This window comes from Neisseria maigaei (genome assembly GCF_958267405.1).
GTDB lineage: Bacteria > Pseudomonadota > Gammaproteobacteria > Burkholderiales > Neisseriaceae > Neisseria > Neisseria bergeri.
The window spans coordinates 75,196-98,553 of the sequence record NZ_CATQFT010000060.1; the positions used below are offsets into that span (position 1 = coordinate 75,196).

A 23,358-nucleotide genomic window follows, 5' to 3' on the forward strand; every position below is an offset into this window, starting at 1 on the left:
TCGGAATACGGGAAAGGGGCGCGTAATCCGGATTGTCGGTTAATCGCGGGTAAATTCCGGTTATCGGGCTTGTGTGTTTGCGCGTCCGTTTATAGTATGGCGTTGCCGCAGCTTGGAATCAGGGCGGTTGTTTCATATCTTATTTTTATTGGGGAGCTTTTATGAATATCAGGTTTTTCGCGCTGACCGTACCGGTTTTGTCTCTGGCGGCCTGTGCTGTGCCGGAGGCATATGATGACGGCGGACGCGGGCATATGCCGCCCGTTCAAAACCAAGCCGGTCCGGCCGGTGTTCGGGCGTTTTCCTGCGAGAACGGTTTGTCTGTGCGCGTCCGCCATTTGGACGGCGGCAAAATCGCGTTGCGGCTGGACGGTAGGCGTGCCGTCCTTTCTTCCGACGTTGCCGCATCCGGCGAACGCTATACCGCCGAACACGGTTTGTTCGGAAGCGGAACCGAGTGGCATCAGAAAGGCGGCGAAGCCTTTTTCGGCTTTACCGATGCCTACGGCAATTCGGTCGAAACTTCCTGCCGCGCCCGTTAAACGGGGCAGCCTGTTTGAACCGCCGTCCGGATTTCTCGGGCGGTTTTTTATGTCGGATTTGTTTTGGCTGTCGGCTGGTTCCGGCGGTTTTCGGGCGTGGCGGATTATTTTTCGTTTTGTTCCGGGTTTATTCTATCGGCAGCGGCTCAATGCCAACTTTAAACCTGTTCCGATTTCTTCAGGGCTGTTATCCAATGATAAAATTACATTGTCTGTATCAATGGCATCCCAGGCTTCCGGCTTGACATGGCGGCTCGGGCTGATTTTCAGGCAGCCGTTGTGCAGCCAAATATCCACGCTCATCATGTTTTTAAATAGGGCGCGTCTGGTTTTATAGCCCAAGTTCCCGCATAGGTTGGCAACCCAATCCTCATAGCGTTGCCGAAATTTTTCGGTATCAAAAAAATCTTGGTCTTCTGGACTGTCATAAACGAAAGTCCTGCTGTTTGCCAACGCTTGCAAGACCGTCGTGCCTAAAGTTTCATTGTCGGTATCCAATGGCAGGATATGGGGGGGATATAGGTGGTCTATTGCCGTTAACCCCAAACCTGAACATGTTTGAACAATCAGAGCTTCTTCATTAGCATAAAAAACTGCCCAATAATTTTGATCCTGTTTAAAAATCATTATTTGATCTCCGTAATTTTGACTGTAATGTTTCGATTTTTGCCATACTCTACCACACGTTGCAACTGCAATCTTTGCTCCTTATATATTGCACCCCGTCAAAGGGTTGCATTACTTTTCTTTCTAAAGATTACCATTGTATAGCGGATTAAATTTAAACCAGTACGGCGTTGCCTCGCCTTGCCGTACTATTTGTACTGTCTGCGGCTTCGTCGCCTTGTCCTGATTTAAATTTAATCCACTATATAAAAAGTATTTTTCTTAAACGACAGGGATTGCACCCACGCCATATTCAGACACCGCCCGGATGTTGCGCTGCACGATCGGATGCTTCAGACGGCATCGGAAGGGTTTGCAGTTTTGGAATATGAAGATGATAATGTCCGCGAGATTGACGGCATTTGAAAGCGGTTATTCCGCATATCGGAGGACACGAAATGAACGAATATTCCCAATTAATCAAGCATCCCGATATTTCCCTTTCCCCGATTTCAGACGGCATCGGGGTCGGCAATCCGGCAACGGGCGAAATTTTGGCGTATGTCCGCAAGACGGATTCGGACAAGCTGAAAAACCTGATTCAAAAGGCGGAAGCAGCGCAAAAATTATGGGCGGCGAAAACCGCTTTGGAACGCGCCGATGTGTTGTGGCGTTGGTATTTTTTAGTTCAAGAAAACAAAGAATTACTGGCGCGACTGATGACGATGGAGCAGGGTAAAAGCCTGACCGAGGCGCGTGGTGAAATCGATTATGCGGCTTCGTTTGTGCGCTGGTTTGCCGAAGAGGTGCGGCGGATTGACGGCGATGTGCTGACGAGTGTGAAAGCGTCGCAAAAACTGGTCGTGTTGAAACAGCCTGTCGGCGTTACTGCTGCAATTACGCCGTGGAACTTCCCGTCTGCGATGATTGCGCGCAAGGCCGCGCCTGCTTTGGCGGTGGGCTGCGCGATGATAGTCAAACCTGCATCGCTCACGCCTTTAAGCGCGTATGCATTGGCTGTACTAGCTTACGAAGCGGGCGTACCGCAGGATTTGTTGCCTGTTGTCAGCGGCAGTGCTTCGGAAATTAGCCATGAATTTGCTACGAACCCGACTGTGCGCAAAATCAGCTTTACCGGCTCAACCGAAGTCGGCGCGAAAATTTTTGCCGATAGTGCGGCAGACATTAAAAAACTCAGTTTGGAACTGGGCGGCAACGCGCCGTTTATTGTGTTTGACGATGCCGATTTGGACAAAGCCGTCGAAGGCGCGCTCGCCAGCAAGTTCCGCAACAGCGGCCAGACCTGCGTCTGCACCAACCGCGTGTACGCTCAATCCGGCATTTACGACGCATTTTGCCGCAAATTGAGTGAAAAAGTAGCCGAGCTCAAATTGGGCAACGGCTTGGAGGATGGCGTAAACCAAGGGCCGCTGATTGAGGAAAAAGCAGTGGAAAAAGTCGAGCAGCATATCGCCGACGCGCTTGCTAAAGGCGCAAGCTGCCTGACCGGCGGCAAACGCAGCGCGTTGGGCGGAACGTTTTTCGAACCGACTGTTTTAAGCGGCGTAACGGCGCAAATGGCGGTAGCGCGCGAGGAAACCTTCGGGCCTTTGTGTCCGGTGTTCCGTTTTGAAACCGAAGCCGAAGTCATCGCAGCCGCCAACGATACGGAATACGGTTTGGCCGCCTACCTCTTCACCTCCAATACCGCCCGCCAATGGCGCGTCGGCGAAGCCTTGGAATACGGCATGGTCGGCATCAATACGGGTTTAATCAGTAATGAAGTGGCACCGTTTGGCGGCGTGAAACGCAGCGGTTTGGGACGTGAAGGCAGCAAATACGGTGCGGACGAATATCTAGAATTGAAATATTTGTGTATTGATATTGGGTGACGGATGCCGTCTGAACGGCAGGTTTTCAGACGGTGCCGCATTTTAAGCAGTCTTTATCTGTTGTACAATGCGCCCTGTTTTTACGGTTATTTTTGATTTGAACAAGATATGATGGAAAACGGAAAAACAGTCCCGAGATGGCGTTTTGCCTTGAAAAATGCAGGCTGGCACCTCTTAATCAGCCTATCGGTTGCAGGACTGGCGGCATTGCTGGTTTTTAAGGTTTGGTATCCTTATCCTTATGCCGAGCTGACGGGAGGGCTGTCGCTTTATAAGCTGGTGGTGGCGGTGGACATCGTGTGCGGCCCGCTGCTGACGCTGATATTGTCCAGTCCGAAAAAGACAAGCAGGGCGCGGATCGTGGATTTTTCCCTGACCGGCGCGATTCAGCTTGCCGCATTGGCATACGGTCTGCACAGCGTTTCTTTGGCGCGCCCCGTGATAGAGGCGTTTGAAAAAGACAGGATTAATATTGTAACCGCCGCCGAAGTGGCGGTTGAAGATTTGCACAAGGCGCCGGAAGGACTGCAAAGCCTGTCGTGGTTCGGCATCCGCCGCATTGCATTGAAAGAACCTGAGGATGCGGATGAGAAGAACAAGACGCTGGATTTGTCCCTGAAAGGTATCGAGCCGAGTATGCGTCCCGACCGGTGGCTGCCGTATTCCCGCCAAGAGGCGGAGAAAATCCGTAAGGCGATGAAGCCGCTGAAAAAATTGGCAGATGCGAGAAAAATCGCCGTTGCCGATATTTTGAAGCAGGCAGATATTTCCGAAGATAAAGACTGGTATTTCCTGCCCTTTACCGGCAGCAGGCAGAAAGATTGGATTGTGGTGCTGGACGCGCAGGGAAATGCCCGGGGCTACGCGCCGATAGACGGCTTTATCGCCGACTGAACCCGATGCCGTCTGAAACCGGCGTTCAGACGGCATCCCTAATATGCCGGACATTGCAAACACAACGGCGGCCTTGCCGCCGTACCGTCGAGGAACACGAAAATCATGGATTTCAGTTGGTTGGCAGAACCGCATACCTGGATAGGTTTTGCCACGCTTTTGGTGTTGGAAGTCGTATTGGGGATAGACAACCTTGTCTTTGTGGCGATTTTGGCAAACAAGGTCCAGCCCGCACGGCGCGACCGCGCACGGATTACCGGGCTGGGGCTGGCAGTCGTCATCCGCATCATTATGCTTGCTTTTATGGCGCACATCATCACGCTGACCGAGCCGCTGTTCCAAATCGGCGGCCTCGCCGTTTCCGGCAAGGACATGATTATGCTCGCTGGCGGTATTTTCCTGCTTTACAAAGCCACTACCGAACTGCACGAACGCCTCGAAGGGCACAACCGGTTTGCCGTTGCCGACAACCAAAAAAAACACGCGCCGTTTTGGGGCGTGGTTGCGCAAATCCTGATACTGGATGCCGTGTTTTCCATCGATTCGGTCATCACCGCCGTGGCGATGGTCGATCACATCGTCGTGGCGATGGGCGCGGTCGTCGTCGCGATGGCGGTCATGATTTCCGCCAGCAAACTCTTGACCGAATTTGTGGACAGGCATCCCACCGTCGTGATGCTCTGCCTTGGTTTTTTGTTGATGATCGGTTTCAGCCTGATTGCCGAAGCCTTCCATTTCCACATTCCTAAAGGCTATCTCTACGCCGCCATCGGCTTCTCGATTTTAATCGAACTGTTTAACCAGATTTCGCAGCGCAATAGCCGCAAAAACGACTATATCGGCAGCTCGTGGCGCAAGCGCACCGCCGAAAACGTCTTGGGCATGATGGGCATACGCGAAAGCGTGCTTGCCGACGCGGGCGGCGAACCCGGAGACGACGCGCATTTTGAAGAAAACGAAAAATCGATGATACGCAGTGTGCTGACGCTTGCCGAACGCCCGATTATGGGGGTGATGATCCCACGCCGCGACATCGAACGGCTGGATATTTCCCAAAGCCGTGAAGAACAGTATGCCCAACTGCAAAACACGCCTTACAGTCGCCTGCTCGTTGTCGGAAAGGCGGGCGTGGACGAACCTTTGGGCTACATCAACAAAAAAGACCTGCTTTCCCAACTGCTGGAAACAGGCGGTCTCGATATTCAGACGGCATTGCGCCAGCCGCTCGTCCTGCCCGACGGCACGACCGCCTTGGGTGCGCTCGAACTCTTCCGCCAAAGCAGCGCGGATTACGCCCTCGTTGTGGACGAGTTCGGCGCGGTGTTGGGTATGGTGACGATGAAAGACCTGTTGGAAGCCATTGCCGGCGATTTTCCCGAAGAATTCGAGCGCGAAGAAGAGCCCGCCGTTCAGGGGAATCCCGATGAAAGCCTGACGGTGGAAGGCGCGTTGGAATATGTGGAGCTGGCATCCCAACTCAACCTGCCGCAGCAGGAGGAAGATACCGATTTCCATACGGTTGCCGGGCTGATTATGGAAGAATTGCAAACCATCCCCGATGTCGGCGATTTTGCCGATTTTCACGGTTGGCGGTTTGAAGTGGTCGAAAAAGAAGGGCAGCGTATCGAGCGGGTCAAAATCACCAAATTGCCCGAAGAATAAGCATTCAGGATAGGAAATGAACGTTTTGATTTCCAACGACGACGGCTACCTCTCCGAAGGCATTGCCGTTTTAGCGCGGGTTGCGTCGGAATTTGCCAACGTCAGGGTGGTCGCGCCCGAACGCGACAGGAGCGGAGTCAGCAATTCGCTGACGCTCGACCGCCCTTTGCAGTTGAAACAGGCGCAAAACGGGTTCTACTATGTCAACGGCACGCCGACCGACTGCATCCATGTCGGTCAGTTTGCCCTGCCCGATTTTAAGCCCGATGTCGTGTTTTCAGGCATCAACAGAGGGGCGAATATGGGGGACGATACGCTTTATTCGGGGACGGTTGCGGCGGCAACCGAAGCCTATCTGATGGGTATGCCTGCTGTGGCGTTTTCTTTGAACGACAGTTCCGGACGCTATTGGCAGACCGCAGAGCGGGCGGTATGGAAGGTGTTGGCGCATTTTTTTAAAAAACCGCCGTCCGCGCCTGTCTTGTGGAATGTCAACATTCCTGCTGTCGCACCGGAAGATGTCAGGGGAATCAAGATTACCCGTTTGGGCAGACGGCATCACGAGCAGAACATCGTCCCGTCCCGCAATCCGCGCGGCGAACAGATTTATTGGATAGGGCCGGTCGGTGAAGTTTCCGATCGGGAAGAGGGGACGGATTTCGGTGAATGCGGCGCAGGTTTCATTACCGTAACGCCGCTGCAAATCGACCTGACCGCCTATCCGGACATGGCGGAAACGGCGGCCTTTTGGCATACGGACTGACCGTTTTATCAAATACCGTCGGGCTTTGCGCTTGAGAAGAACGCGCATTTTTATTATGATATACCGCATTCAGGCTATATATCGGAACATAAAGGTTATCTTATGTTGAAACAAACGACACTTTTGGCAGCTTGTACCGCCGTTGCCGCTCTGTTGGGCGGTTGCGCCACCCAACAGCCTGCTCCTGTCATTGCAGGCAATTCAGGTATGCAGGACGCACCGTCTGCATCGGTTTACAATCCTTATGGCGCAACGCCGTACAATGCCGCTCCTGCCGCCAACGATGCGCCGTATGTGCCGCCCGTGCAAACTGCGCCGGTTTATATGCCTCCTGCTTATGTTCCGCCGTCTGCACCTGCCGTTTCGGGTACATATGTTCCCTCTTATGCGCCTGTCGACATCAACGCGGCGACGCATACTATTGTGCGCGGCGACACGGTGTACAACATTTCCAAACGCTACCATATCTCTCAAGACGATTTCCGTGCGTGGAACGGCATGACCGACAATACGTTGAGCATCGGTCAGATTGTTAAAGTCAAACCGGCAGGATATGCCGCACCGAAAACCGCAGCCGTAGAAAGCAGGCCTGCCGTACCGGTTGCCGTACAAACCCCTGTGAAACCCGCCGCGCAACCGTCCGTGCAGTCCGCGCCGCAACCAGCCGCGCCCGCTGTGGAAAATAAAGCGGTTCCCGCCCCCGCGCCCGTCCCGCAATCTCCTGCCGCTTCGCCTTCCGGCACGCGTTCGGTCGGCGGCATTGTTTGGCAGCGTCCGACCCAAGGTAAAGTGGTTGCCGATTTCGGCGGCAACAACAAGGGTGTCGATATTGCCGGTAATGCCGGACAACCCGTTTTGGCGGCGGCTGACGGCAAAGTGGTTTATGCCGGTTCCGGTTTGAGGGGATACGGAAACTTGGTCATCATCCAGCACAATTCCTCTTTCTTGACCGCGTACGGGCACAACCAAAAATTGCTGGTCGGCGAGGGGCAGCAGGTCAAACGCGGTCAGCAGGTTGCTTTGATGGGCAATACCGATGCTTCCAGAACGCAGCTTCATTTCGAGGTACGGCAAAACGGCAAACCGGTTAACCCGAACAGCTATATCGCGTTCTGACTTTCCGTTTGCAATCAGGTTAAAAATGCCGTCTGAAAGGTCTTCAGACGGCATTTTGTTTTGGCGGCTGTGTTTTCAAATCATTCCGAAGGGACGGGGCGTATAAATTTGTTTGACTGTGTTTGGGTATTTGCTTGATTTCATCCGTTTGCAATGGAAAAGCCGCTTATTTCCGTTCGGAGGGCGGTTTTATCGGATAAAAGGCATTTTGTCCGACTGATTAGGGCTGCATCAAGGGAATATGAAAACACAGCCGCTTGGTTTCACGGCTGTGTTTCAAAATGTCGTTGAAAAACGGATGGGTCGGAATCGGGCGGTTTTGCTTCAATCAATCAAACCATTACGCCGAATGTCGGAACAATGCTTGTCCGGTATTTCAGACGGCATAGGTCGCCGTCAGCAGCCGCAGGACACGTCTCCAGAGGCTTGCAGGCTGATTTCTCTGCGTTTTTTGGCTTTTTCGTAGCGGCAGCGTTGGCGGTCGGTCAGGATTTCCAGCGGGGGGACGGGGACGGGTTTGCCGTCTTTGACCGCAACCATCGTGAAGTAGCAGCTGTTGGTATGGCGGATTTCGCCGGTGCGGATGTTTTGTGCTTCGACACGGATGCCGATTTCCATCGAGGTGCGTCCCGTGTAGTTGACAGCGGCGTAAAAGGTAACCAAATCGCCGATGTGGATGGGTTCTTTAAACAGGACTTTGTCAACCGACAGGGTAACGCAATAATTGCCGCTGTAACGGCTGGCGCAGGAATAGGCGACTTGGTCGAGCAGGAGCAGGAGTTCGCCGCCGTGTACGTTGCCGCTGAAATTGGCGGTGTCCGGCATCATCAGTTCGGACATGATGAGTTCGTGGGAAGGCAGTTGGCGTTGTTGTGTCATAGTGTACCTGTTTTAAGAAAGGGTGTTTTGAAATGGGTGCGGGAAAATTTTAGGGAATGGGGAAGTGGAATTCAAGCTAAAAAAAGCTATGGCGGGATAGCCTGCCGAAATGGACCGCCGATGCCGTCTGAAGCCTTCAGACGGCATTTTGTTCAGGAAAGCCAAAAACGGAAAACCAAGAAAAACACGAGTGCCAGCACACCCGCCCAAACGGCGAGCATGAATCCGGCAACCGCCCGTCCCATACGGTAAACCGGGTTTTTGCGTTCATCTTCGATGGGGGAGGTGTGGTGTTTTTCGGGTTGTCCGGACATTTTGTTCTCAATCGGAAAAGTTGGAAACGGGCGTAAGGTTACGCTGCCGTGCAAAAAGATTCAAGAAGGAAGGTCAGCAGCCGTCTTCCCAATTTTCGTCCCAAGCGTGTTTCAATGCCGTCTGAACGGCATCGGCATCGAATCCGCGATAGGCGAGGAAGCGCGCCTGTTTTTGTTTTTCTTTGAGGTCGGCGGCGGGGTGTTTGAATTTTTTACGCAACACGGCTATGGCGGACTGTTTTTCGCTTGAGCGGTCGGGAAGCAGGTTGCGGCTGGTTTCTTCATCTATGCCCTGTTGCGCCAGAGCCTGTTTCAGCCTCAATGAACCGTGTTTGCGGCTTTTGCTGCGGATATAGGCTTCGGCGTAACGCAAATCCGACTGCCAGTTGCGTTCGACAAATTCGTTTAACACGTTTTCCAGCTCCTCTTTGCTTTCGGCGTGCGGTGCAAGTTTGCGTTTCAGACCGATGCGGCTGACTTCTTGGCGCGAGAGGATGTCCATCGCGCGGGCGCGTAGGGATTTTTGCGGTTTCATGGCGGCGGTTTCGGCACGGAAAGATTCAGACGGCATGGGAAACGGATTCCGATGCCGTCTGAACAGATTGTTTTATTCTTCGTCTTTATTTTTCTGCGGTTGCAGGTTTTCGTAAATTTCGGGCAGCGAGCCGATAATCCAGTCGGGACGGGTCGCATCGTCTTGCGAGAGCAGCGTCATATCGCCGTAACCGAAGGTAACGCCGACGCTCAGGCAGCCGGCGGCTTTGGCGGCGATGATGTCGTTGCGCGAGTCGCCGACCATAAGCATATTGGCGGCATCGATACCCAAAACTTCGGCGGCGTGCCGCAGCGGCAGCGGGCTGGGTTTTTTCTCGGGCAGGCTGTCGCCGCCGAGTATCAGGCTGAAGTAGTCGGCAAGTCCGAGCTGTTTCAACAGTTCAACGGCAAGGATTTCGTTTTTGTTGGTAACGACGGCGAGTGGGATGCCCAAAGATTTGAGCAATGCCAGCCCGGCTTCGGTTTCGGGATAGGGGCGGGTAAAGACGCTCAAATGGTCGCGGTAGTATTTCATATAGGACACGAAACCTTTTTCCCACAGTTCGGAATCGGCTTCGCGGTCGCGGTCGTTGGTGAGGACGCGGTGAACCAGTTTGCCGATGCCGTCGCCCACATAGCTTTCGACCACTTTGGCGGGCAGCGGTTTCATACCGAGTTGTTCCAACATCGCTTCTGCGGCGGCGGCAAGGTCGGGGACGGAATCGCACAGTGTGCCGTCCAAATCGAAGGCGACGGCTTGGACGTGTTCGATGGCTGCATTCATAATCCGGTTTCCTGTCGGGTTGAAAGGGTTTATTTTAACATCGTTTGCACAGGGCTTCTAATGTATGGATTGTTAACAATCGCAACAGGTTTTGCAGGCGGTGTTTTCGGATTTCGGGGCGGAATCGGGCAAGGGTTTGAAATCCCGGCAATGTTCCAATTAAATTTTTAAAAAATAAAAGGATGCCTATATCTTTATTTAATTGGACATTTATTTTTCGGACGAGGAGGCTGCTTTTCAGGCGGAGTCCGGGCTGATTCCGTGCGGCTTGAAAAATAAAATCATATATAGATTAATCAAATCGGGCTTATGTCGACTACACGCTATTACATTTTGTCGGGAAATTGGTTATAGTAATGAGCGAAATGCACGCCCCTGAAAATCTTTTTGTGAAAAGGAAGCAAAATGTCTGATGCCGTTGCAAAAGAAACCCTCAATCCGTTTGAAATCGCGCGCAAACAGGTCAAAACCGCCTGCGACCGGCTGAAAACCGATCCGGCCGTTTATGAAATCCTGAAGAGTCCGACCCGCGTGTTGGAAGTCAATTTCCCCGTCAAACTCGACGACGGCACGGTCAAAACCTTCACGGGCTACCGTTCGCAACACAACAACGCCGTCGGTCCCTATAAAGGCGGCGTGCGCTTTCATCCCGGTGTGAATCTGGACGAAGTCAAAGCCCTGTCGATTTGGATGACCATCAAATGCTGCGTTGCGGGCATTCCTTACGGCGGCGGCAAAGGCGGCGTTACCTTGGATCCGCGCGATTATTCCGAGGCGGAACTGGAACGCATCGCACGCGCTTATGCCGAAGCGATTGCCCCGCTGATCGGCGAAAAAATCGATATTCCCGCCCCCGATGTGAACACCAACGGCAAAATTATGTCTTGGATGGTGGATGCTTATGAAAACGTGGTGAAACATTCCGCACCGGGCGTATTTACTGGCAAACCGGTCGAGTTCGGCGGCTCTTTGGCGCGTACCGAAGCCACGGGTTACGGCGTGAACCTCGCCGCCGTCCAAGCCTTGGAAAAACTGGGCAAAGACGTGAAAGGCGCAACCTACGCCATTCAAGGCTTCGGTAATGTCGGTTACCACACAGGTTATTACGCGCATCAAGCCGGCGCGAAAGTCGTTGCGGTTTCTACTGTCGATGTTGCCATCTACAACGAAAACGGTTTGGATATGGAAGCCCTGTTTAAAGAGTTCCAAGAAAAAGGCTTCATCACCAACGAAGCCGGCTACGGCAAAGAAATTACCAACGCCGAACTTTTGGCTTTGGATGTGGACGTACTCGCCCCTTGCGCGCTGGAAAACCAACTGACTTCCGAAAACGCCGGCAAAGTCCGCGCGAAAATCGTGGTTGAAGGCGCGAACGGCCCGACTACGCCAGAAGCCGACGTTATCCTGCGTCAAAACGGCGTATTGGTCGTGCCCGATATTCTGGCGAACTGCGGCGGCGTGGTCGTTTCCTATTTCGAGTGGGTGCAAAACCTGCAAGGCTATTATTGGGAGTTTGACGAAGTTCAGGAAAAAGAAACCGTCGTCCTGCGCCGCGCGTTCCGCGATATTTGGAATCTGGCGCAAGAGTATGATGTCGATTTGCGAACCGCGTCTTACATGATGAGTATCCGCCGTGTTGAAAAAGCGATGAAGCTGCGCGGTTGGTATTGATGTTTGAACAAAGGATGCCGTCTGAAGCCTTCAGACGGCATTTTTGTGCGGGCGAGATTAATGGTGAGAATGGCCGATTTGGAAGGTTAAAGTCGAGTAGTTCGCCTGTTTTTGGCACACGCTTTGATCGGGGAAGTCGGCTTTGTGTTCGACACTGGCTTTCCAAAAGCCTTGGCGCAAGGGGATGATGTCCACTTCGCCTTTGCCGTCGGTGGTGTCGGAAAAGGCTTGGGCTTCGGTTTTGTGCGTTTTGCTGCGGTCGCTGGTGTCGAAGCCGTCAAATGTGGCGGTAACGGTGGCATTGGGCAGCGGTTCGCCACGGAACAGAACGCGGACTTTGAAGCGTTCGCCTACGTGAATGTTGGCGGGATTGTCCAGCGGGACGATTTCCAAGTTTTGTCTGACCGGTTTGGTGATGATGGCGGTGTCCGAGCTTTCGTGTCCGACGTTGACGATGTTTTTGCCGAACATACGGGTTTGTTCGCAATAGCTTGCGTCAGGCATTTCTTTGATACTCGCCTGTTTCCATCCTGCGCTGTTTTTTGACCAGAAAGTAGGCTGATATTCGGCGGTAACGAGGTAGCTGCCGTCTTTGACGGGGCGGCTGCTTCGGTATTGGTAGTTGTATGTGCCGCGTTGAATCATGTTTTCCTTGCCTTTTTCGGTAACCATCTGCATCGGTTTGCTGAAAATGTGCAGGCGGTCTTTGGCGATGGGTTCGAGTTCGGGAAATTCGCCGTAGCCCAAGTAGGCTTCAAGGTATTCGCCGCCGTGCGTGTGGGCGGTTTCGACCCAGACGCGGTGGGCGTGGGCGGATGCGGCAAACAGGGCGGAAACGGCGAGCAGTGCCAATGTTTTCTTCATGGTGCAGCCTTTGTATCGTGCGGGTTAAAGATTTTGTTATGCTATAACAAAATAAATATCGTGTGAAGACGGATTTGCCGTCTGAAAACTGCCTTTTTGTATAGTGGATTAACAAAAACCAGTACGGCGTTGCCTCGCCTCAGCTCAAAGAGAACGATTCTCTAAGGTGCTGAAGCACCAAGTGAATCGGTTCCGTACTATCTGTACTGTCTGCGGCTTCGTCGCCTTGTCCTGATTTTTGTTAATCCACTATATCGATTTGAATTTTTCAGAAAATGAAGCGGACGTTTGGGCGGGGGCAACTTGTTTGATAAGATGGCAATATTTCAAAACGGAGAAATATCATGCCTTATGTCAATATTAAAGTAACCGGCGGCAAGGAAGCACCGACTGCCGCGCAAAAAGCGGAACTGATCGGCGGCGTAACCGAATTGCTGGCACGCGTGTTGGGTAAAAATCCAGAAACAACGGTTGTCGTGATTGACGAAGTGGATACCGATAACTGGGGCATAGGCGGGAAAAGTGTCAGCGAACGGCGCAAAGAGGGCAGGTGAAAAGCCTGAAAAACCCTGCCCTGATGCTTTAAATTCCGCGTGAAAAAGAGTACATTCCCACCCATTGCCCAAAATTTACGGAACACATTATGGATAAGTTTCCCAAGTCTGCAAAGCTCGACCACGTCTGTTACGACATACGCGGGCCGGTTCACAAAAAAGCCCTTCAGTTGGAAGAGGAGGGCAACAAAATCCTCAAGCTCAATATCGGCAACCCTGCGCCGTTCGGCTTTGAAGCCCCTGATGAAATCTTGGTCGATGTCATCCGCAACCTGCCGACTTCGCAAGGCTATTGCGATTCCAAAGGGCTGTATTCCGCCCGCAAAGCCATCGTTCACTACTATCAGACCAAAGGTTTGCGCGATATTACGGTAAACGATGTCTATATCGGCAACGGCGTGTCCGAGCTGATTACGATGTCTATGCAGGCGTTGCTCAACGACGGCGACGAAATCCTGATTCCCGCGCCCGACTACCCTTTGTGGACGGCGGCGGCAACGCTTGCGGGCGGTATGGTGCGCCATTATCTGTGCGACGAAGAAAACGGCTGGTTCCCCAACCTTGCCGATATGGAAGCCAAAATTACGCCCAAAACCAAAGCCCTCGTCGTCATCAACCCCAATAACCCGACAGGCGCGGTGTACAGCAGGGAAATCCTGCTGGAAATCGCCGAGTTGGCGCGCAAGCACGGTTTGATTATTTTCGCCGACGAGATTTACGACAAAATCCTTTATGACGGCGCGGTTCACCACCACATCGCCGCGCTTGCCCCCGACCTTTTGACGGTAACGTTCAACGGTTTGTCCAAAGCCTACCGCGTCGCCGGATTCCGCCAAGGCTGGATGGTACTCAACGGGCCGAAACATCACGCAAAAGGTTACATTGAGGGTTTGGATATGCTCTCGTCCATGCGCCTGTGTGCCAATACGCCGATGCAGCATGCGATTCAGACGGCATTGGGCGGTTATCAGAGCATTAACGAATTCATTTTGCCGGGCGGACGGCTTTTGGAACAGCGCAACAGGGCGTGGGAATTGGTCAACCAGATACCCGGTGTGTCCTGCGTTAAACCGATGGGTGCGATGTATATGTTCCCGAAAATCGATACCGAAATGTACCGTATCCACGATGACATGAAATTCGTTTACGATTTGCTGGTGCGCGAAAAAGTCTTGCTGGTACAGGGAACGGGGTTTAATTGGATCAAGCCCGACCATTTCCGCATTGTTACGCTGCCTTACGTCCATCAGATTGAAGAGGCGATGGGCAGGCTGGCAAGATTCCTGCAAACCTACCATCAGTAGGATTCTGATAAAAAATGCCGTCTGAAACGGAGATTCCCGTTTCAGACGGCATTTTCAACAGCAGGAACGAATCAGGCAAATTTCAGTCTGTCGCCGTCGGCTTCCACCCTGATTTCGCTTTCGGGCGCATAGTTTCCGGCAAGCAGGGCTTTGGCCAGCGGGTTTTCGATTTCCGACTGGATGGCGCGTTTGAGCGGACGTGCGCCGTAAATCGGGTCGAAACCGGCTTTGGCGATGATGTCCAGTGCGGCATCGGAAACAGTCAGGCGCAGGTTTTGTTTTTCCAAACGTTTTTCCAAACCTTTGAGCTGGATTTTCGCAATGCTGCGGATGTTTGCCTGATCCAAACCGTGGAACACGACCACTTCGTCGATGCGGTTGATCATTTCAGGACGGAAATGTTCTTTCACATCCTCCATCACAACTTCTTTCACTGCTTCGTAGTCCTGCGTGCCCATTTGTTGGATGTGCTGGCTGCCGATATTGGAAGTCATGACGATAACAGTGTTTTTGAAGTCCACGGTGCGACCTTGCCCGTCGGTCAAACGGCCGTCATCCAATACTTGCAGCAGGATGTTGAATACGTCGGGATGGGCTTTTTCCACTTCGTCCAAAAGAATCACGCTGTACGGTTTGCGACGGACTTGTTCGGTCAGGTAGCCGCCTTCTTCGTAGCCGACATAGCCCGGAGGCGCGCCGATTAAGCGGGCAACGGCGTGTTTTTCCATGTATTCGGACATGTCGATGCGGATGAGGTGGTCTTCGCTGTCAAACAGGAAGCCTGCCAAAGCTTTGCACAACTCGGTTTTACCCACGCCGGTCGGGCCCAAGAATAGGAAGCTGCCGTAAGGTTTGTTCGGGTCGGCAAGGCCGGAGCGGCTGCGGCGTATGGCGTCGGATACAGCACGCACGGCTTCGTCTTGACCAACCACACGGCGGTGCAATACTTCTTCCATTTTCAACAATTTATCGCGTTCGCCTTCCATCATTTTGGATACGGGAATGCCAGTCATACGGGAAACCACTTCTGCGATTTCCTCCGCGCCGACATTATTACGCAAGAGTCTGTTTGCCGGTTTTGTGCTGTCCGTATCTTCCCGTTCGGCGGCTGCACGCTGTTTTTCCAAATGTTCCAAATCTTCATACATCAATTTTGAAGCCAGTGCTAAATCGCCTTGCCGTTTTGCCTGTTCGATTTTAATTTTGACTTCGTCAATTTGTTTCTTAATATTGGCGACACCGTCTGAAATCGCTTTTTCGGCTTTCCTGATTTCTTCCAAATCGGCGTATTCTTTTTCCAGACCGTCGATTTCTTCGTCTATCAGCTCCAAACGTTTTTTGCTGGCATCGTCTTTTTCTTTTTCAACGTGTGCCTTTTCCATCCGTAATTGAATCAAACGGCGGTCGATTTTGTCCATCGCTTCCGGCTTAGTTTCTTTTTCCATCTTGACACGGCTGGCGGCTTCGTCAATCAAATCAATCGCTTTATCGGGCAGGAAGCGGTCGGTGATGTAGCGGTCGCTCAACTCTGCTGCGGCAACGATGGCGGGGTCGGTGATGTCGATGCCGTGGTGGATTTCATAACGCTCTTGCAAACCGCGCAAAATAGCGATGGTATCTTCCACGCTGGGTTCTCCGACCAATACTTTTTGGAAGCGGCGTTCGAGTGCTGCGTCTTTTTCGATGTATTGACGGTATTCGTCCAAGGTGGTCGCGCCGATGCAGTGCAATTCGCCGCGCGCCAAAGCCGGTTTCAACATATTGCCCGCGTCCATCGCGCCGTCGGTTTTGCCCGCGCCGACCAAAGTATGAATTTCGTCGATGAAAATCAAGGTGTTGCCGTCATCTTTCGCTAAGTCGTTCAACACGCCTTTCAAACGTTCTTCAAATTCGCCGCGGTATTTCGCGCCGGCAATCAAAGCCGCCAAGTCCAGAACCAAAAGGCGTTTGTTACGCAGGGATTCAGGTACTTCGCCGTTAACAATACGTTGTGCCAAGCCTTCGACGATGGCGGTTTTACCCACACCCGGCTCACCAATCAGCACAGGGTTGTTTTTGGTGCGGCGTTGCAATACCTGAATCGCGCGGCGGATTTCGTCATCGCGGCCGATAACGGGGTCGAGTTTGCCGTCGCGGGCGCGCTGGGTCAGGTCGAGCGTGTATTTTTTCAGCGCATCGCGTTGGTCTTCGGCATTGGCATCGTTCACGTTTTGTCCTCCTCGTACCGCGTCAATCGCGGCATTGATGTTTTGTTCGGTCGCGCCGGCTTCTTTCAGAATTTTGCCGGTCGCATCGTTCTGTTGTACCAAGGCAAGCAGGAAAAGTTCGCTGGCGATATAGGCATCACCGCGTTTGGTTGCCGCTTTGTCCATCAGGTTCAACACCGCCTGCAATTCGCGGCTGGGCAGAATGTCGCCACCCTGGCCGGACACTTTCGGCAGGCTGTTCAAATGCTGCTGCAAACGCTGTTTCACTTGTGGCACGTTCACGCCCGAATGCGCCAGCAACGCGGCAGCACCGCTGTTTTGGTCGTCAAGCAGGGCTTTTAACACAAAGCCCGCTTCCAGATAGCTGCTGTCCGCAGCCAACGCCAAACTCTGAGCTTCTGCAAGGGCTTGTTGGAATTTGGCGGTTAATTTGTCGTATCGCATTTTTGTTTCCTTTTTAAAATGTCCGCTGTCGAAGCCTATATGTGCATAATTGTGGATAACTCAAGCGTCAGATTTTAACTTTTCAGGTTTAATTACGTATCTTATTAAATATAATTGAAATAAATTTTTTGATTCGTGTGTATAACTTAATCCTTCCAATAGGGGAGCGTCCGATGCCGTCTGAACAAATATTGTGAATCGGGTATAATCGGCGCATCTTTTTCCCTTTCAGACGGCATTGATGCCGTAAGGACATTTTTATGAGCAAAAAACGAGTTCTGACCGGCGTAACCACTACCGGCATCCCGCATTTGGGCAACTACGTCGGCGCGATCCGCCCCGCCGTCCGCGCGGCGCAAAACCCCGATACCGAATCCTTCCTCTTCCTCGCCGATTACCACGGCATCATCAAATGCCACGAGCCGGAGATGATTCACCAATCCACCCAAGCCGTTGCCGCCACTTGGCTTGCCTGCGGACTCGACCCCGAGCGCACCACCTTCTACCGCCAAAGCGACATTCCCGAAGTGATGGAATTGAACTGGATTCTGACCTGCATCACCGCCAAGGGTTTGATGAACCGCGCACATGCCTACAAAGCCGCCGTGCAGGCAAATGCGGAAAACGGGCAGGAAGACCCCGATTTTGGTGTGGAAATGGGTTTGTTCAGTTATCCGATTCTGATGACTGCCGACATTTTGATGTTCAACGCCAACGAAGTTCCCGTCGGACGCGACCAAATCCAACACGTCGAAATGGCGCGCGACATCGCCGGCCGCTTCAACCACCGTTTCCAAGAACTCTTCACCCTGCCCGAAGTGAAAATCGACGAAAACGTTGAACTCTTGGTCGGTTTGGATGGGCGTAAAATGTCCAAATCTTACGGCAACACCATCCCGCTTTGGGAAAACGACAAGAAAACCCAAAAATCGGTCAACAAAATCATCACCAACATGAAAGAGCCGGGCGAGTCGAAACAGCCTGACGAAAGCCCTTTGTTTGAAATCTACAAGGCCTTTTCCACGCCGTCTGAAACGGCGGAATTTACGAAAATGCTTGCCGACGGCCTGGCTTGGGGCGAGGCGAAAAAACTTTTGGCGGCGAAAATCAACGCCGAGCTGGCAGAACCGCGCGAACGCTACAACGAGCTGACCGCCAATCCTTCGCAAATCGAAGACATCCTGCAGGCAGGTGCGGCCAAAGCGCGCAAAGAAGCGAGCGAACTTTTGAATAAGGTACGCGATGCGGTCGGTATCCGTCCTTTGAAATAAACCCATGCCGTCTGAACATCCATTGTCCGTGTTTCAGACGGCATTTTGAAACCATCAGGAGTGTGGAATGCTGAAAATACCTTTTGCCATATTGGGCGGCTGCCTGCTGCTTGCCGCCTGCGGCAAATCCGAAAATACGGCGGAACAGCCGCAAAATGCGGTACAAAGCGCGCCGAAACCGGTTTTCAAAGTCAAATACATCGACAATACGGCGATTGCCGGTTTGGCTTTGGGACAAAGCAGCGAAGGCAAAACCGACGACGGCAAAAAACAAATCAGCTATCCGATTAAAGGCTTGCCGGAACAAAACGTCGTCCGGCTGACCGGAAAGCATCCCAACGACTTGGAAGCCGTCGTCGGCAAATGTATGGAAACCGACGGAAAGGGCGCGCCTTCGGGCTGGGTGGAAAACGGCGTGTGCCATACCTTGTTTGCCAAACTGGTGGGCAATATCGCCGAAGACGGCGGCAAACTGACGGATTACCTGGTCTCGCATGCCGCCCTGCAACCCTATCAGGTAGGCAAAAGCGGCTATGCCGCCGTACAGAACGGACGCTATGTGCTGGAAATCGACAGTGAGGGGATGTTTTATTTCCGCCGCCGCCATTATTGAGGTATTCAAAAATCCCATAATGCATTTGAGTTTTCCAAGCCCTTTCAGGAAAGTGGCTGCAACAAGTTTTTTGTCCTGATGGAGACGGTCGGGGAATTGTTGGCAGAAATAGGGGATTTAGGTGCTCCATATGTATTGTGATTCTGATGTAAGAATGAGTGAATCGGTACCGCTCATCTTTACAAAAAAGCGGCAGCCGTCCGGTTGCCGCTTTATCTATGCCTTAAGTCCTGCTCTGCTTTGACGGGAGTCTGCACCATGTACGCGGGTTATGAAAAGACTTGCTTGTTCTTATTCGGGTCGGCCGAATTTGCCGCGCATAATCGGCCACTTTGCCGACGCCATCGACCAGTTGGTAGGCTTGGGCGCCGGCGGCTAGACCCTGCAGGGCGCGGGTGCGGTCGTCGGCTTTGCTTTAAGATTAATTAATTTTTAATATTTTTAATATTAATGCAATTATCCCAAGTAAAATAGGAACTATTATTGGAATAATGGCGTCCTTAATTTTTTTAATGTAGTTATCTTCTTTTTGTTGCGTCTGCTCATAATCATCCTCATGTAGATATGCATTATTTATATCCTTGTAAGTCTCATTTTCATCACCAACAACTCTGGAACCATCCTTAAACGACCTTGCAATTTTTATCATTGATGATAGTAGATCATTGCTTGTGGTAATTGCAAGCAATTCTTCCCCATCATAAAAAAGAATGCTTTCCTCATCGTTTGGGTCATAAAAATATACTTCACCCATCTCGTTGCAACCTTCATGATAATTAAATTTTTCTCTTAAAAATATTGACAAGTTCTCCTTGTTTTTTAATATTTTATTTTCGTCTGAAATTTTTTTGCTGGTATTTATTATCCTAATATGGTAACCCATCATCTATCCTTTCTTGTTTGGTCATATAGTTCTTTTGCTTTATTAAGCAGGTTTTTGCTTGGAGTTGCAAATCGACCCGTCTGCCGTCATAGATACAAGGCAGTCGGTTTTTTTGGGTGTCGCGGACAGGCAAATGCCGTCTGAACAGGGTTCAGACGGCATTTGCCCCGCAAGGTTCAGACGGCTTCAACTTTAAACGGCATATTGACTTTTTGCCATTGGACGCTTTCATATTCCAATGCGTCGGCAATCAGGGGGTGGCGTTCCAGCCATTCCTTGTCAATACGCAGGATGAAGCCGTGGCTTTCCGTATCCGTGCGCAACTGCATATTTTTCGGGAAAGACAGATCTTGGCGCGAACGGCAGAACAGTGCGGCAAGGCGCAGGGACAAAACGGCATACCACAACATTTCGTTGGTGCCGATAATGCCGCCCATTTTTTTCATATCGCCGCGATGACCGATGACCAGTTGGGCGAGTATGGTCTGTTCCTTGCGTGAAAAGCCCGGCATATCGGCGTTTTCGAGGATGTAGGCAGAATGCTTGTGATAGCCGGTGTGGGCGATGTCCAAACCGATTTCGTGCAGCGCGGCGGCGCGTCCGAGATACTGTTGCCACAAGGCAAGTTCTTGAACCGTAACATTTTTGGCGTGGCAGAGGCTGTCCATAAAGGTTTGCGCGGTCTCGGCGGTGCGTTTCGCCTGATTGAGGCTGACGTGGTAGCGGTGTTGGAATTCGGCAACCGTTTGTCCGCGCATATCTTCGTTTAAACCGCGCCCGATCAAATCGTAAAACACGCCGTCGCGCAGGGCGGCTTCGGTTACGGTCATCCTGTCGAGTTTCATTTCCTCAAACGCCGCCATCATCACGGCAAGTCCGCCGGCAAAAACTTCGATGCGTTCCGGTTTCAGGTTTTCAAATTTGGCTTTTTTGACCGAACCGGCTTCGATGATGCGTTCGGTGAGGGCGCGCATTCCTTTGTAGGTAATGTCCGCCTCTTGGGGCATTTCGGCGGCAAGCACATCACGGATGGATTTTGCCGAACCCGATGTGCCGACGGCGAAATCCCAACCTTCGCGCCTCATATTTTTGCTGATGCGCTGGATTTCGTTGCGGGCGGCGGAAATGGCGGCTTGGAAGTCTTTGGCGGTAATTTTGTTTTGGAAGAAGCGCAGGCTGTAGGTTACGCAGCCCAAGGGCAGGCTTTCGGTAATGTCGGGATTCAGCGTCGAACCGATGACAAATTCTGTTGAACCGCCCCCGATGTCGATAACCAGCATTTTGCCGCCGCCGGGGGGGAGGGTGTGGATCACGCCGGTATAAATCAGCCGCGCCTCTTCGCGCCCGGCGATGATTTCGATGGGGAAACCTAATGCCGCTTCGGCACGGGGCAGGAAGCCCGCGATGTTTTTGGCGACGCGGAATGTATTGGTCGCCACGGCGCGTACCTGTTCGGGGCGGAAGCCGCGCAGACGTTCGCCGAATTTTGCCAGACAGTCCAAAGCCTGTTCTTGGGAAGCGGCACTCAGGTTTTTCTGTTCGTCCAGTCCGGCGGCGAAGCGCACCATCTGTTTGAACGAATCGATGACTTTCAACTGTCCGTTGTTGTTTTCGCAAATCTGGAGGCGGAAACTGTTGGAACCCAAATCGACGGAGGCAAGGACGTTTGCGGGGGTGGTGGTCATGGCGGATACCGGCGGGGGAAAAACGCAATGTTACTCTGACGGTGCAGGCGTTGACAATAAATGATGCGGCTGTTTTTGATTCTGCTCACAGATGTTGCCGACGGTATGTTTCCGACAGCAAAAAATGCCGTCTGAAAAACGTTCAGACGGCATTTTTGCGCTTATTTGAAATCCTTTTCCACGCTCATGAAAATCTGCGTGTTTTTGCGTGTGTAAAAACTTTTCATATTGCTGTCGATTTTCAGATAGCGGAAATTGAGTTGCGGCGTAAAGCCCTTCCAAGAGATTTTGTCGTGCCACAACGACAGGTTTGCCTGATATTCGTGGTCTTTGCGCGGGAAGCGGTACACAATGGTCCCGGGTGCATCAAAAGTCCTGTGGGTATAGCGCAGGTTTGCCCGCAGACCCAAGCCGCCGTCGAACGTTTTGACCGCGCCGACACGCAAACCCTTGCGGACGGAAGCCTGTTCCGCCTCTTTCGTCATGTCGTGCGACCAGTCCGCACCGCCGTAAAGCAGCCAGTCTTTCGGCGCGGAATACATCAGCGTCGCGCCCGCCAGAGGCATATGGCTGTCGTATCGGGCGGCGGTGCGGTCTTCCTGATAATGCTTCCACATATTGCCCACGTTCAGCGTCAACCGCCAGCGTTCGCTCAAGCGTTGGGAGAAATCGGCATTGAAGCCGCCGACGAAATTGTATCGGCTGCCGCCTAAGAGGTTTTGCTCGATAAACGGCACGATGCCGAATGAGCGCGTTACCGAACGGTTTTTATAGCCGAACGACAGGCGCAGGCTCTGTTCGCTGAAATCTTTGTTATCCCAATAATGCACGCCGCCGCCGCTGATGCCGCCGTAGAGGAAATGATGCCCGCCCGCATTGATTTCGCGCGACACGCCCAAGCCGTAGCGCAAACCGTGTGCCTTTTGCGGCAGGCTGTCGGCGGTTTTAGTCCAGCTTTTTCCTGCAAATTCAATCGTTTTTTCGGACGAAGCGTTGTTTACATTGTCCGTTTGCTCGTATTGCAGCGACACATCGGGCTTCCAGCCTTGAGCCTTGTCTATGGCGGCAAGATAGCGGTCGGCAAGCTGCTGCATCGGCGGCTGCAAATCAGGTTTCGCCCGCTCCAATTCCGCCTTCGCCTCACGGTACTGCCTGTTTTCAAACAGCATTACACCCAAATCGAAACGCGGATACGCCAAATCGGGCTGTTGCGCCAAAATGCCGCGATACAAAGCCACCGCCTCGTCATGGCGCAACTGGCTGCGGCGCAAACCGCCCAGCGCGTAATCGTGCAGAACCGGATTGAAATCCGGCAGGGCGCGATAGCTTTCCAGCAGCGTTTGCAGCGTGTCCCAATCTCGGGCGACGACGGCGCGGTTGATCTGCTCTTCCAAACCCGCAAGAGAGGCATTGCCGTCTGAAACGGCTTCTCCGGCTGCAAGGGTTTCAGACGGCACGGACGCACCCGTACCGAAAGCCGCCTCGTTGGAAAACTTCTTATGCGTCGCCACAGGCTTGATTTCGGTCTCTTCCGCCTTGCTGACAGGCGCAACAACAGGCGCGGCATCCCGCTTCGGCGCGGCACGCTGCAACAGGCGGAAGGCATTGTCGATCTGTTCGTCAAAAGATGAAGCATGGGAAGAAAGCGGCAGAACCGGAATTTCCGTTTCGTCAGTCCTTTCAAGCCTTTCGGCAGGCACTATCCTATCGTCGAACTTGCCGTCCACGAACACCTGCTTCGACACGGGTATGGGCAAAACGGGCGTTTCGGCAACGGCCGCCGTCGGCACGGACAAAAGAAGCAAAGCAAATTTTTTCATAAGTCAAACAGTTTCAGGGCAAGGGACCGGACGGGCAAACCGCGCAGTCAAATGGT

21 protein-coding genes and 1 pseudogene are annotated in these 23,358 nt (G+C 52.5%); 11 read left to right on the forward strand and 11 right to left on the reverse strand.

The window, feature by feature from the left end; all coding sequences use genetic code 11:
- Positions 1 to 161: 161 nt before the first annotated feature.
- Positions 162 to 542 carry an MliC family protein gene (locus Q3O06_RS10520; protein WP_118792266.1) on the forward strand — a complete coding sequence of 127 codons (381 nt, stop codon included), beginning with the start codon at positions 162 to 164 and terminating at the stop codon, positions 540 to 542.
- Positions 543 to 674: 132 nt separating this feature from the next.
- Here the strand turns inward: Q3O06_RS10520 and Q3O06_RS10525 are convergent, their stop codons facing one another.
- Positions 675 to 1,169: a contact-dependent growth inhibition system immunity protein gene (locus Q3O06_RS10525; protein WP_301818793.1), complete on the reverse strand. Its 495-nt coding sequence runs from the start codon at positions 1,167 to 1,169 to the stop codon at positions 675 to 677.
- A 138-nt stretch (positions 1,170 to 1,307) separates the two neighbouring features.
- A pseudogene (locus tag Q3O06_RS10530) lies at positions 1,308 to 1,415 on the reverse strand (IS5/IS1182 family transposase); the annotation flags it as partial.
- 191 nt (positions 1,416 to 1,606) lie between these two features.
- On the opposite strand from Q3O06_RS10530, the gene Q3O06_RS10535 reads away from it, so the two are divergent.
- The 5 genes from Q3O06_RS10535 (at position 1,607) to Q3O06_RS10555 (ending at position 7,475) form a co-directional block, all read left to right on the forward strand.
- The gene (locus tag Q3O06_RS10535) at positions 1,607 to 3,040 is read left to right on the forward strand and encodes an NAD-dependent succinate-semialdehyde dehydrogenase (protein WP_301818794.1); all 1,434 of its coding nucleotides are present in this window, start codon (positions 1,607 to 1,609) and stop codon (positions 3,038 to 3,040) included.
- A gap of 108 nt (positions 3,041 to 3,148) precedes the next feature.
- On the forward strand, positions 3,149 to 3,934 hold the full coding sequence (locus Q3O06_RS10540) for a fimb protein (protein WP_301818796.1): 786 nt from the start codon (positions 3,149 to 3,151) through the stop codon (positions 3,932 to 3,934).
- A gap of 105 nt (positions 3,935 to 4,039) precedes the next feature.
- A complete protein-coding gene (locus tag Q3O06_RS10545; protein ID WP_301818797.1) occupies positions 4,040 to 5,596 on the forward strand; it encodes a TerC family protein in 1,557 nt (518 codons plus the stop codon).
- Between the two features lie 16 nt (positions 5,597 to 5,612).
- Positions 5,613 to 6,359, forward strand: a complete 747-nt coding sequence (gene surE / locus Q3O06_RS10550) for a 5'/3'-nucleotidase SurE (RefSeq protein ID WP_301818798.1) — start codon at positions 5,613 to 5,615, stop codon at positions 6,357 to 6,359.
- Between the two features lie 102 nt (positions 6,360 to 6,461).
- The gene (locus Q3O06_RS10555) at positions 6,462 to 7,475 is read left to right on the forward strand and encodes a peptidoglycan DD-metalloendopeptidase family protein (protein ID WP_301818800.1); all 1,014 of its coding nucleotides are present in this window, start codon (positions 6,462 to 6,464) and stop codon (positions 7,473 to 7,475) included.
- A 396-nt stretch (positions 7,476 to 7,871) separates the two neighbouring features.
- On the opposite strand, the gene Q3O06_RS10560 is transcribed toward Q3O06_RS10555, so the two are convergent.
- The 4 genes from Q3O06_RS10560 to Q3O06_RS10575 all read right to left on the reverse strand — a co-directional run bounded on the left by Q3O06_RS10560 (position 7,872) and on the right by Q3O06_RS10575 (position 9,986).
- Entirely contained in the window at positions 7,872 to 8,354 is a 483-nt protein-coding gene (locus tag Q3O06_RS10560) for an acyl-CoA thioesterase (RefSeq protein ID WP_003688183.1), read from the reverse strand.
- Between the two features lie 152 nt (positions 8,355 to 8,506).
- Complete coding sequence (locus tag Q3O06_RS10565; protein ID WP_025456733.1) at positions 8,507 to 8,668, reverse strand: hypothetical protein; 162 nt, start codon at positions 8,666 to 8,668, stop codon at positions 8,507 to 8,509.
- 73 nt (positions 8,669 to 8,741) lie between these two features.
- On the reverse strand, positions 8,742 to 9,203 hold the full coding sequence (gene recX / locus Q3O06_RS10570; RefSeq protein ID WP_118792358.1) for a recombination regulator RecX: 462 nt from the start codon (positions 9,201 to 9,203) through the stop codon (positions 8,742 to 8,744).
- Positions 9,204 to 9,275: 72 nt separating this feature from the next.
- Positions 9,276 to 9,986, reverse strand: a complete 711-nt coding sequence (locus Q3O06_RS10575) for a phosphoglycolate phosphatase (protein ID WP_118792260.1) — start codon at positions 9,984 to 9,986, stop codon at positions 9,276 to 9,278.
- 405 nt (positions 9,987 to 10,391) lie between these two features.
- On the opposite strand from Q3O06_RS10575, the gene Q3O06_RS10580 reads away from it, so the two are divergent.
- A complete protein-coding gene (locus tag Q3O06_RS10580) occupies positions 10,392 to 11,657 on the forward strand; it encodes a Glu/Leu/Phe/Val family dehydrogenase (protein ID WP_301818804.1) in 1,266 nt (421 codons plus the stop codon).
- Between the two features lie 57 nt (positions 11,658 to 11,714).
- On the opposite strand, the gene Q3O06_RS10585 is transcribed toward Q3O06_RS10580, so the two are convergent.
- The gene (locus tag Q3O06_RS10585; protein WP_301818805.1) at positions 11,715 to 12,521 is read right to left on the reverse strand and encodes a DUF4198 domain-containing protein; all 807 of its coding nucleotides are present in this window, start codon (positions 12,519 to 12,521) and stop codon (positions 11,715 to 11,717) included.
- 344 nt (positions 12,522 to 12,865) lie between these two features.
- On the opposite strand from Q3O06_RS10585, the gene Q3O06_RS10590 reads away from it, so the two are divergent.
- Both Q3O06_RS10590 and Q3O06_RS10595 read left to right on the forward strand, forming a co-directional pair.
- Positions 12,866 to 13,075 carry a tautomerase family protein gene (locus Q3O06_RS10590; protein WP_002212949.1) on the forward strand — a complete coding sequence of 70 codons (210 nt, stop codon included), beginning with the start codon at positions 12,866 to 12,868 and terminating at the stop codon, positions 13,073 to 13,075.
- Between the two features lie 89 nt (positions 13,076 to 13,164).
- On the forward strand, positions 13,165 to 14,379 hold the full coding sequence (locus Q3O06_RS10595; protein WP_301818807.1) for a pyridoxal phosphate-dependent aminotransferase: 1,215 nt from the start codon (positions 13,165 to 13,167) through the stop codon (positions 14,377 to 14,379).
- A gap of 71 nt (positions 14,380 to 14,450) precedes the next feature.
- Here Q3O06_RS10595 and clpB read toward each other — a convergent pair whose 3' ends face one another.
- Positions 14,451 to 17,030: an ATP-dependent chaperone ClpB gene (clpB, locus tag Q3O06_RS10600; protein ID WP_301818809.1), complete on the reverse strand. Its 2,580-nt coding sequence runs from the start codon at positions 17,028 to 17,030 to the stop codon at positions 14,451 to 14,453.
- 260 nt (positions 17,031 to 17,290) lie between these two features.
- On the opposite strand from clpB, the gene trpS reads away from it, so the two are divergent.
- Both trpS and Q3O06_RS10610 read left to right on the forward strand, forming a co-directional pair.
- Entirely contained in the window at positions 17,291 to 18,301 is a 1,011-nt protein-coding gene (trpS, locus tag Q3O06_RS10605; RefSeq protein ID WP_301818811.1) for a tryptophan--tRNA ligase, read from the forward strand.
- A gap of 67 nt (positions 18,302 to 18,368) precedes the next feature.
- On the forward strand, positions 18,369 to 18,914 hold the full coding sequence (locus Q3O06_RS10610) for a hypothetical protein (RefSeq protein ID WP_301818812.1): 546 nt from the start codon (positions 18,369 to 18,371) through the stop codon (positions 18,912 to 18,914).
- Positions 18,915 to 19,335: 421 nt separating this feature from the next.
- Here the strand turns inward: Q3O06_RS10610 and Q3O06_RS10615 are convergent, their stop codons facing one another.
- From Q3O06_RS10615 to Q3O06_RS10625, 3 genes are all read right to left on the reverse strand, one after another.
- The gene (locus tag Q3O06_RS10615) at positions 19,336 to 19,800 is read right to left on the reverse strand and encodes a hypothetical protein (RefSeq protein ID WP_003774468.1); all 465 of its coding nucleotides are present in this window, start codon (positions 19,798 to 19,800) and stop codon (positions 19,336 to 19,338) included.
- Positions 19,801 to 19,973: 173 nt separating this feature from the next.
- Complete coding sequence (locus Q3O06_RS10620; RefSeq protein ID WP_301818814.1) at positions 19,974 to 21,482, reverse strand: Ppx/GppA phosphatase family protein; 1,509 nt, start codon at positions 21,480 to 21,482, stop codon at positions 19,974 to 19,976.
- Positions 21,483 to 21,643: 161 nt separating this feature from the next.
- Positions 21,644 to 23,302, reverse strand: a complete 1,659-nt coding sequence (locus Q3O06_RS10625; RefSeq protein ID WP_301818815.1) for a surface lipoprotein assembly modifier — start codon at positions 23,300 to 23,302, stop codon at positions 21,644 to 21,646.
- Positions 23,303 to 23,358: the final 56 nt, after the last annotated feature.

Bases quoted from the DNA above. Each gene is read 5' to 3' on its own strand.
- Q3O06_RS10625 (WP_301818815.1), bottom strand. From the start codon at position 23,302: ATGAAAAAATTTGCTTTGCTTCTTTTGTCCGTGCCGACGGCGGCCGTT.
- Q3O06_RS10595 (WP_301818807.1), top strand. From the start codon at position 13,165: ATGGATAAGTTTCCCAAGTCTGCAAAGCTCGACCACGTCTGTTACGAC.
- recX (WP_118792358.1), bottom strand. From the start codon at position 9,203: ATGAAACCGCAAAAATCCCTACGCGCCCGCGCGATGGACATCCTCTCG.
- Q3O06_RS10545 (WP_301818797.1), top strand. From the start codon at position 4,040: ATGGATTTCAGTTGGTTGGCAGAACCGCATACCTGGATAGGTTTTGCC.
- Q3O06_RS10535 (WP_301818794.1), top strand. From the start codon at position 1,607: ATGAACGAATATTCCCAATTAATCAAGCATCCCGATATTTCCCTTTCC.
- Q3O06_RS10565 (WP_025456733.1), bottom strand. From the start codon at position 8,668: ATGTCCGGACAACCCGAAAAACACCACACCTCCCCCATCGAAGATGAA.
- Q3O06_RS10590 (WP_002212949.1), top strand. From the start codon at position 12,866: ATGCCTTATGTCAATATTAAAGTAACCGGCGGCAAGGAAGCACCGACT.
- Q3O06_RS10610 (WP_301818812.1), top strand. From the start codon at position 18,369: ATGCTGAAAATACCTTTTGCCATATTGGGCGGCTGCCTGCTGCTTGCC.
- trpS (WP_301818811.1), top strand. From the start codon at position 17,291: ATGAGCAAAAAACGAGTTCTGACCGGCGTAACCACTACCGGCATCCCG.
- Q3O06_RS10555 (WP_301818800.1), top strand. From the start codon at position 6,462: ATGTTGAAACAAACGACACTTTTGGCAGCTTGTACCGCCGTTGCCGCT.
- clpB (WP_301818809.1), bottom strand. From the start codon at position 17,030: ATGCGATACGACAAATTAACCGCCAAATTCCAACAAGCCCTTGCAGAA.
- Q3O06_RS10575 (WP_118792260.1), bottom strand. From the start codon at position 9,986: ATGAATGCAGCCATCGAACACGTCCAAGCCGTCGCCTTCGATTTGGAC.
- Q3O06_RS10580 (WP_301818804.1), top strand. From the start codon at position 10,392: ATGTCTGATGCCGTTGCAAAAGAAACCCTCAATCCGTTTGAAATCGCG.
- Q3O06_RS10560 (WP_003688183.1), bottom strand. From the start codon at position 8,354: ATGACACAACAACGCCAACTGCCTTCCCACGAACTCATCATGTCCGAA.
- Q3O06_RS10520 (WP_118792266.1), top strand. From the start codon at position 162: ATGAATATCAGGTTTTTCGCGCTGACCGTACCGGTTTTGTCTCTGGCG.
- Q3O06_RS10540 (WP_301818796.1), top strand. From the start codon at position 3,149: ATGATGGAAAACGGAAAAACAGTCCCGAGATGGCGTTTTGCCTTGAAA.
- Q3O06_RS10585 (WP_301818805.1), bottom strand. From the start codon at position 12,521: ATGAAGAAAACATTGGCACTGCTCGCCGTTTCCGCCCTGTTTGCCGCA.
- Q3O06_RS10525 (WP_301818793.1), bottom strand. From the start codon at position 1,169: ATGATTTTTAAACAGGATCAAAATTATTGGGCAGTTTTTTATGCTAAT.
- surE (WP_301818798.1), top strand. From the start codon at position 5,613: ATGAACGTTTTGATTTCCAACGACGACGGCTACCTCTCCGAAGGCATT.
- Q3O06_RS10620 (WP_301818814.1), bottom strand. From the start codon at position 21,482: ATGACCACCACCCCCGCAAACGTCCTTGCCTCCGTCGATTTGGGTTCC.
- Q3O06_RS10615 (WP_003774468.1), bottom strand. From the start codon at position 19,800: ATGATGGGTTACCATATTAGGATAATAAATACCAGCAAAAAAATTTCA.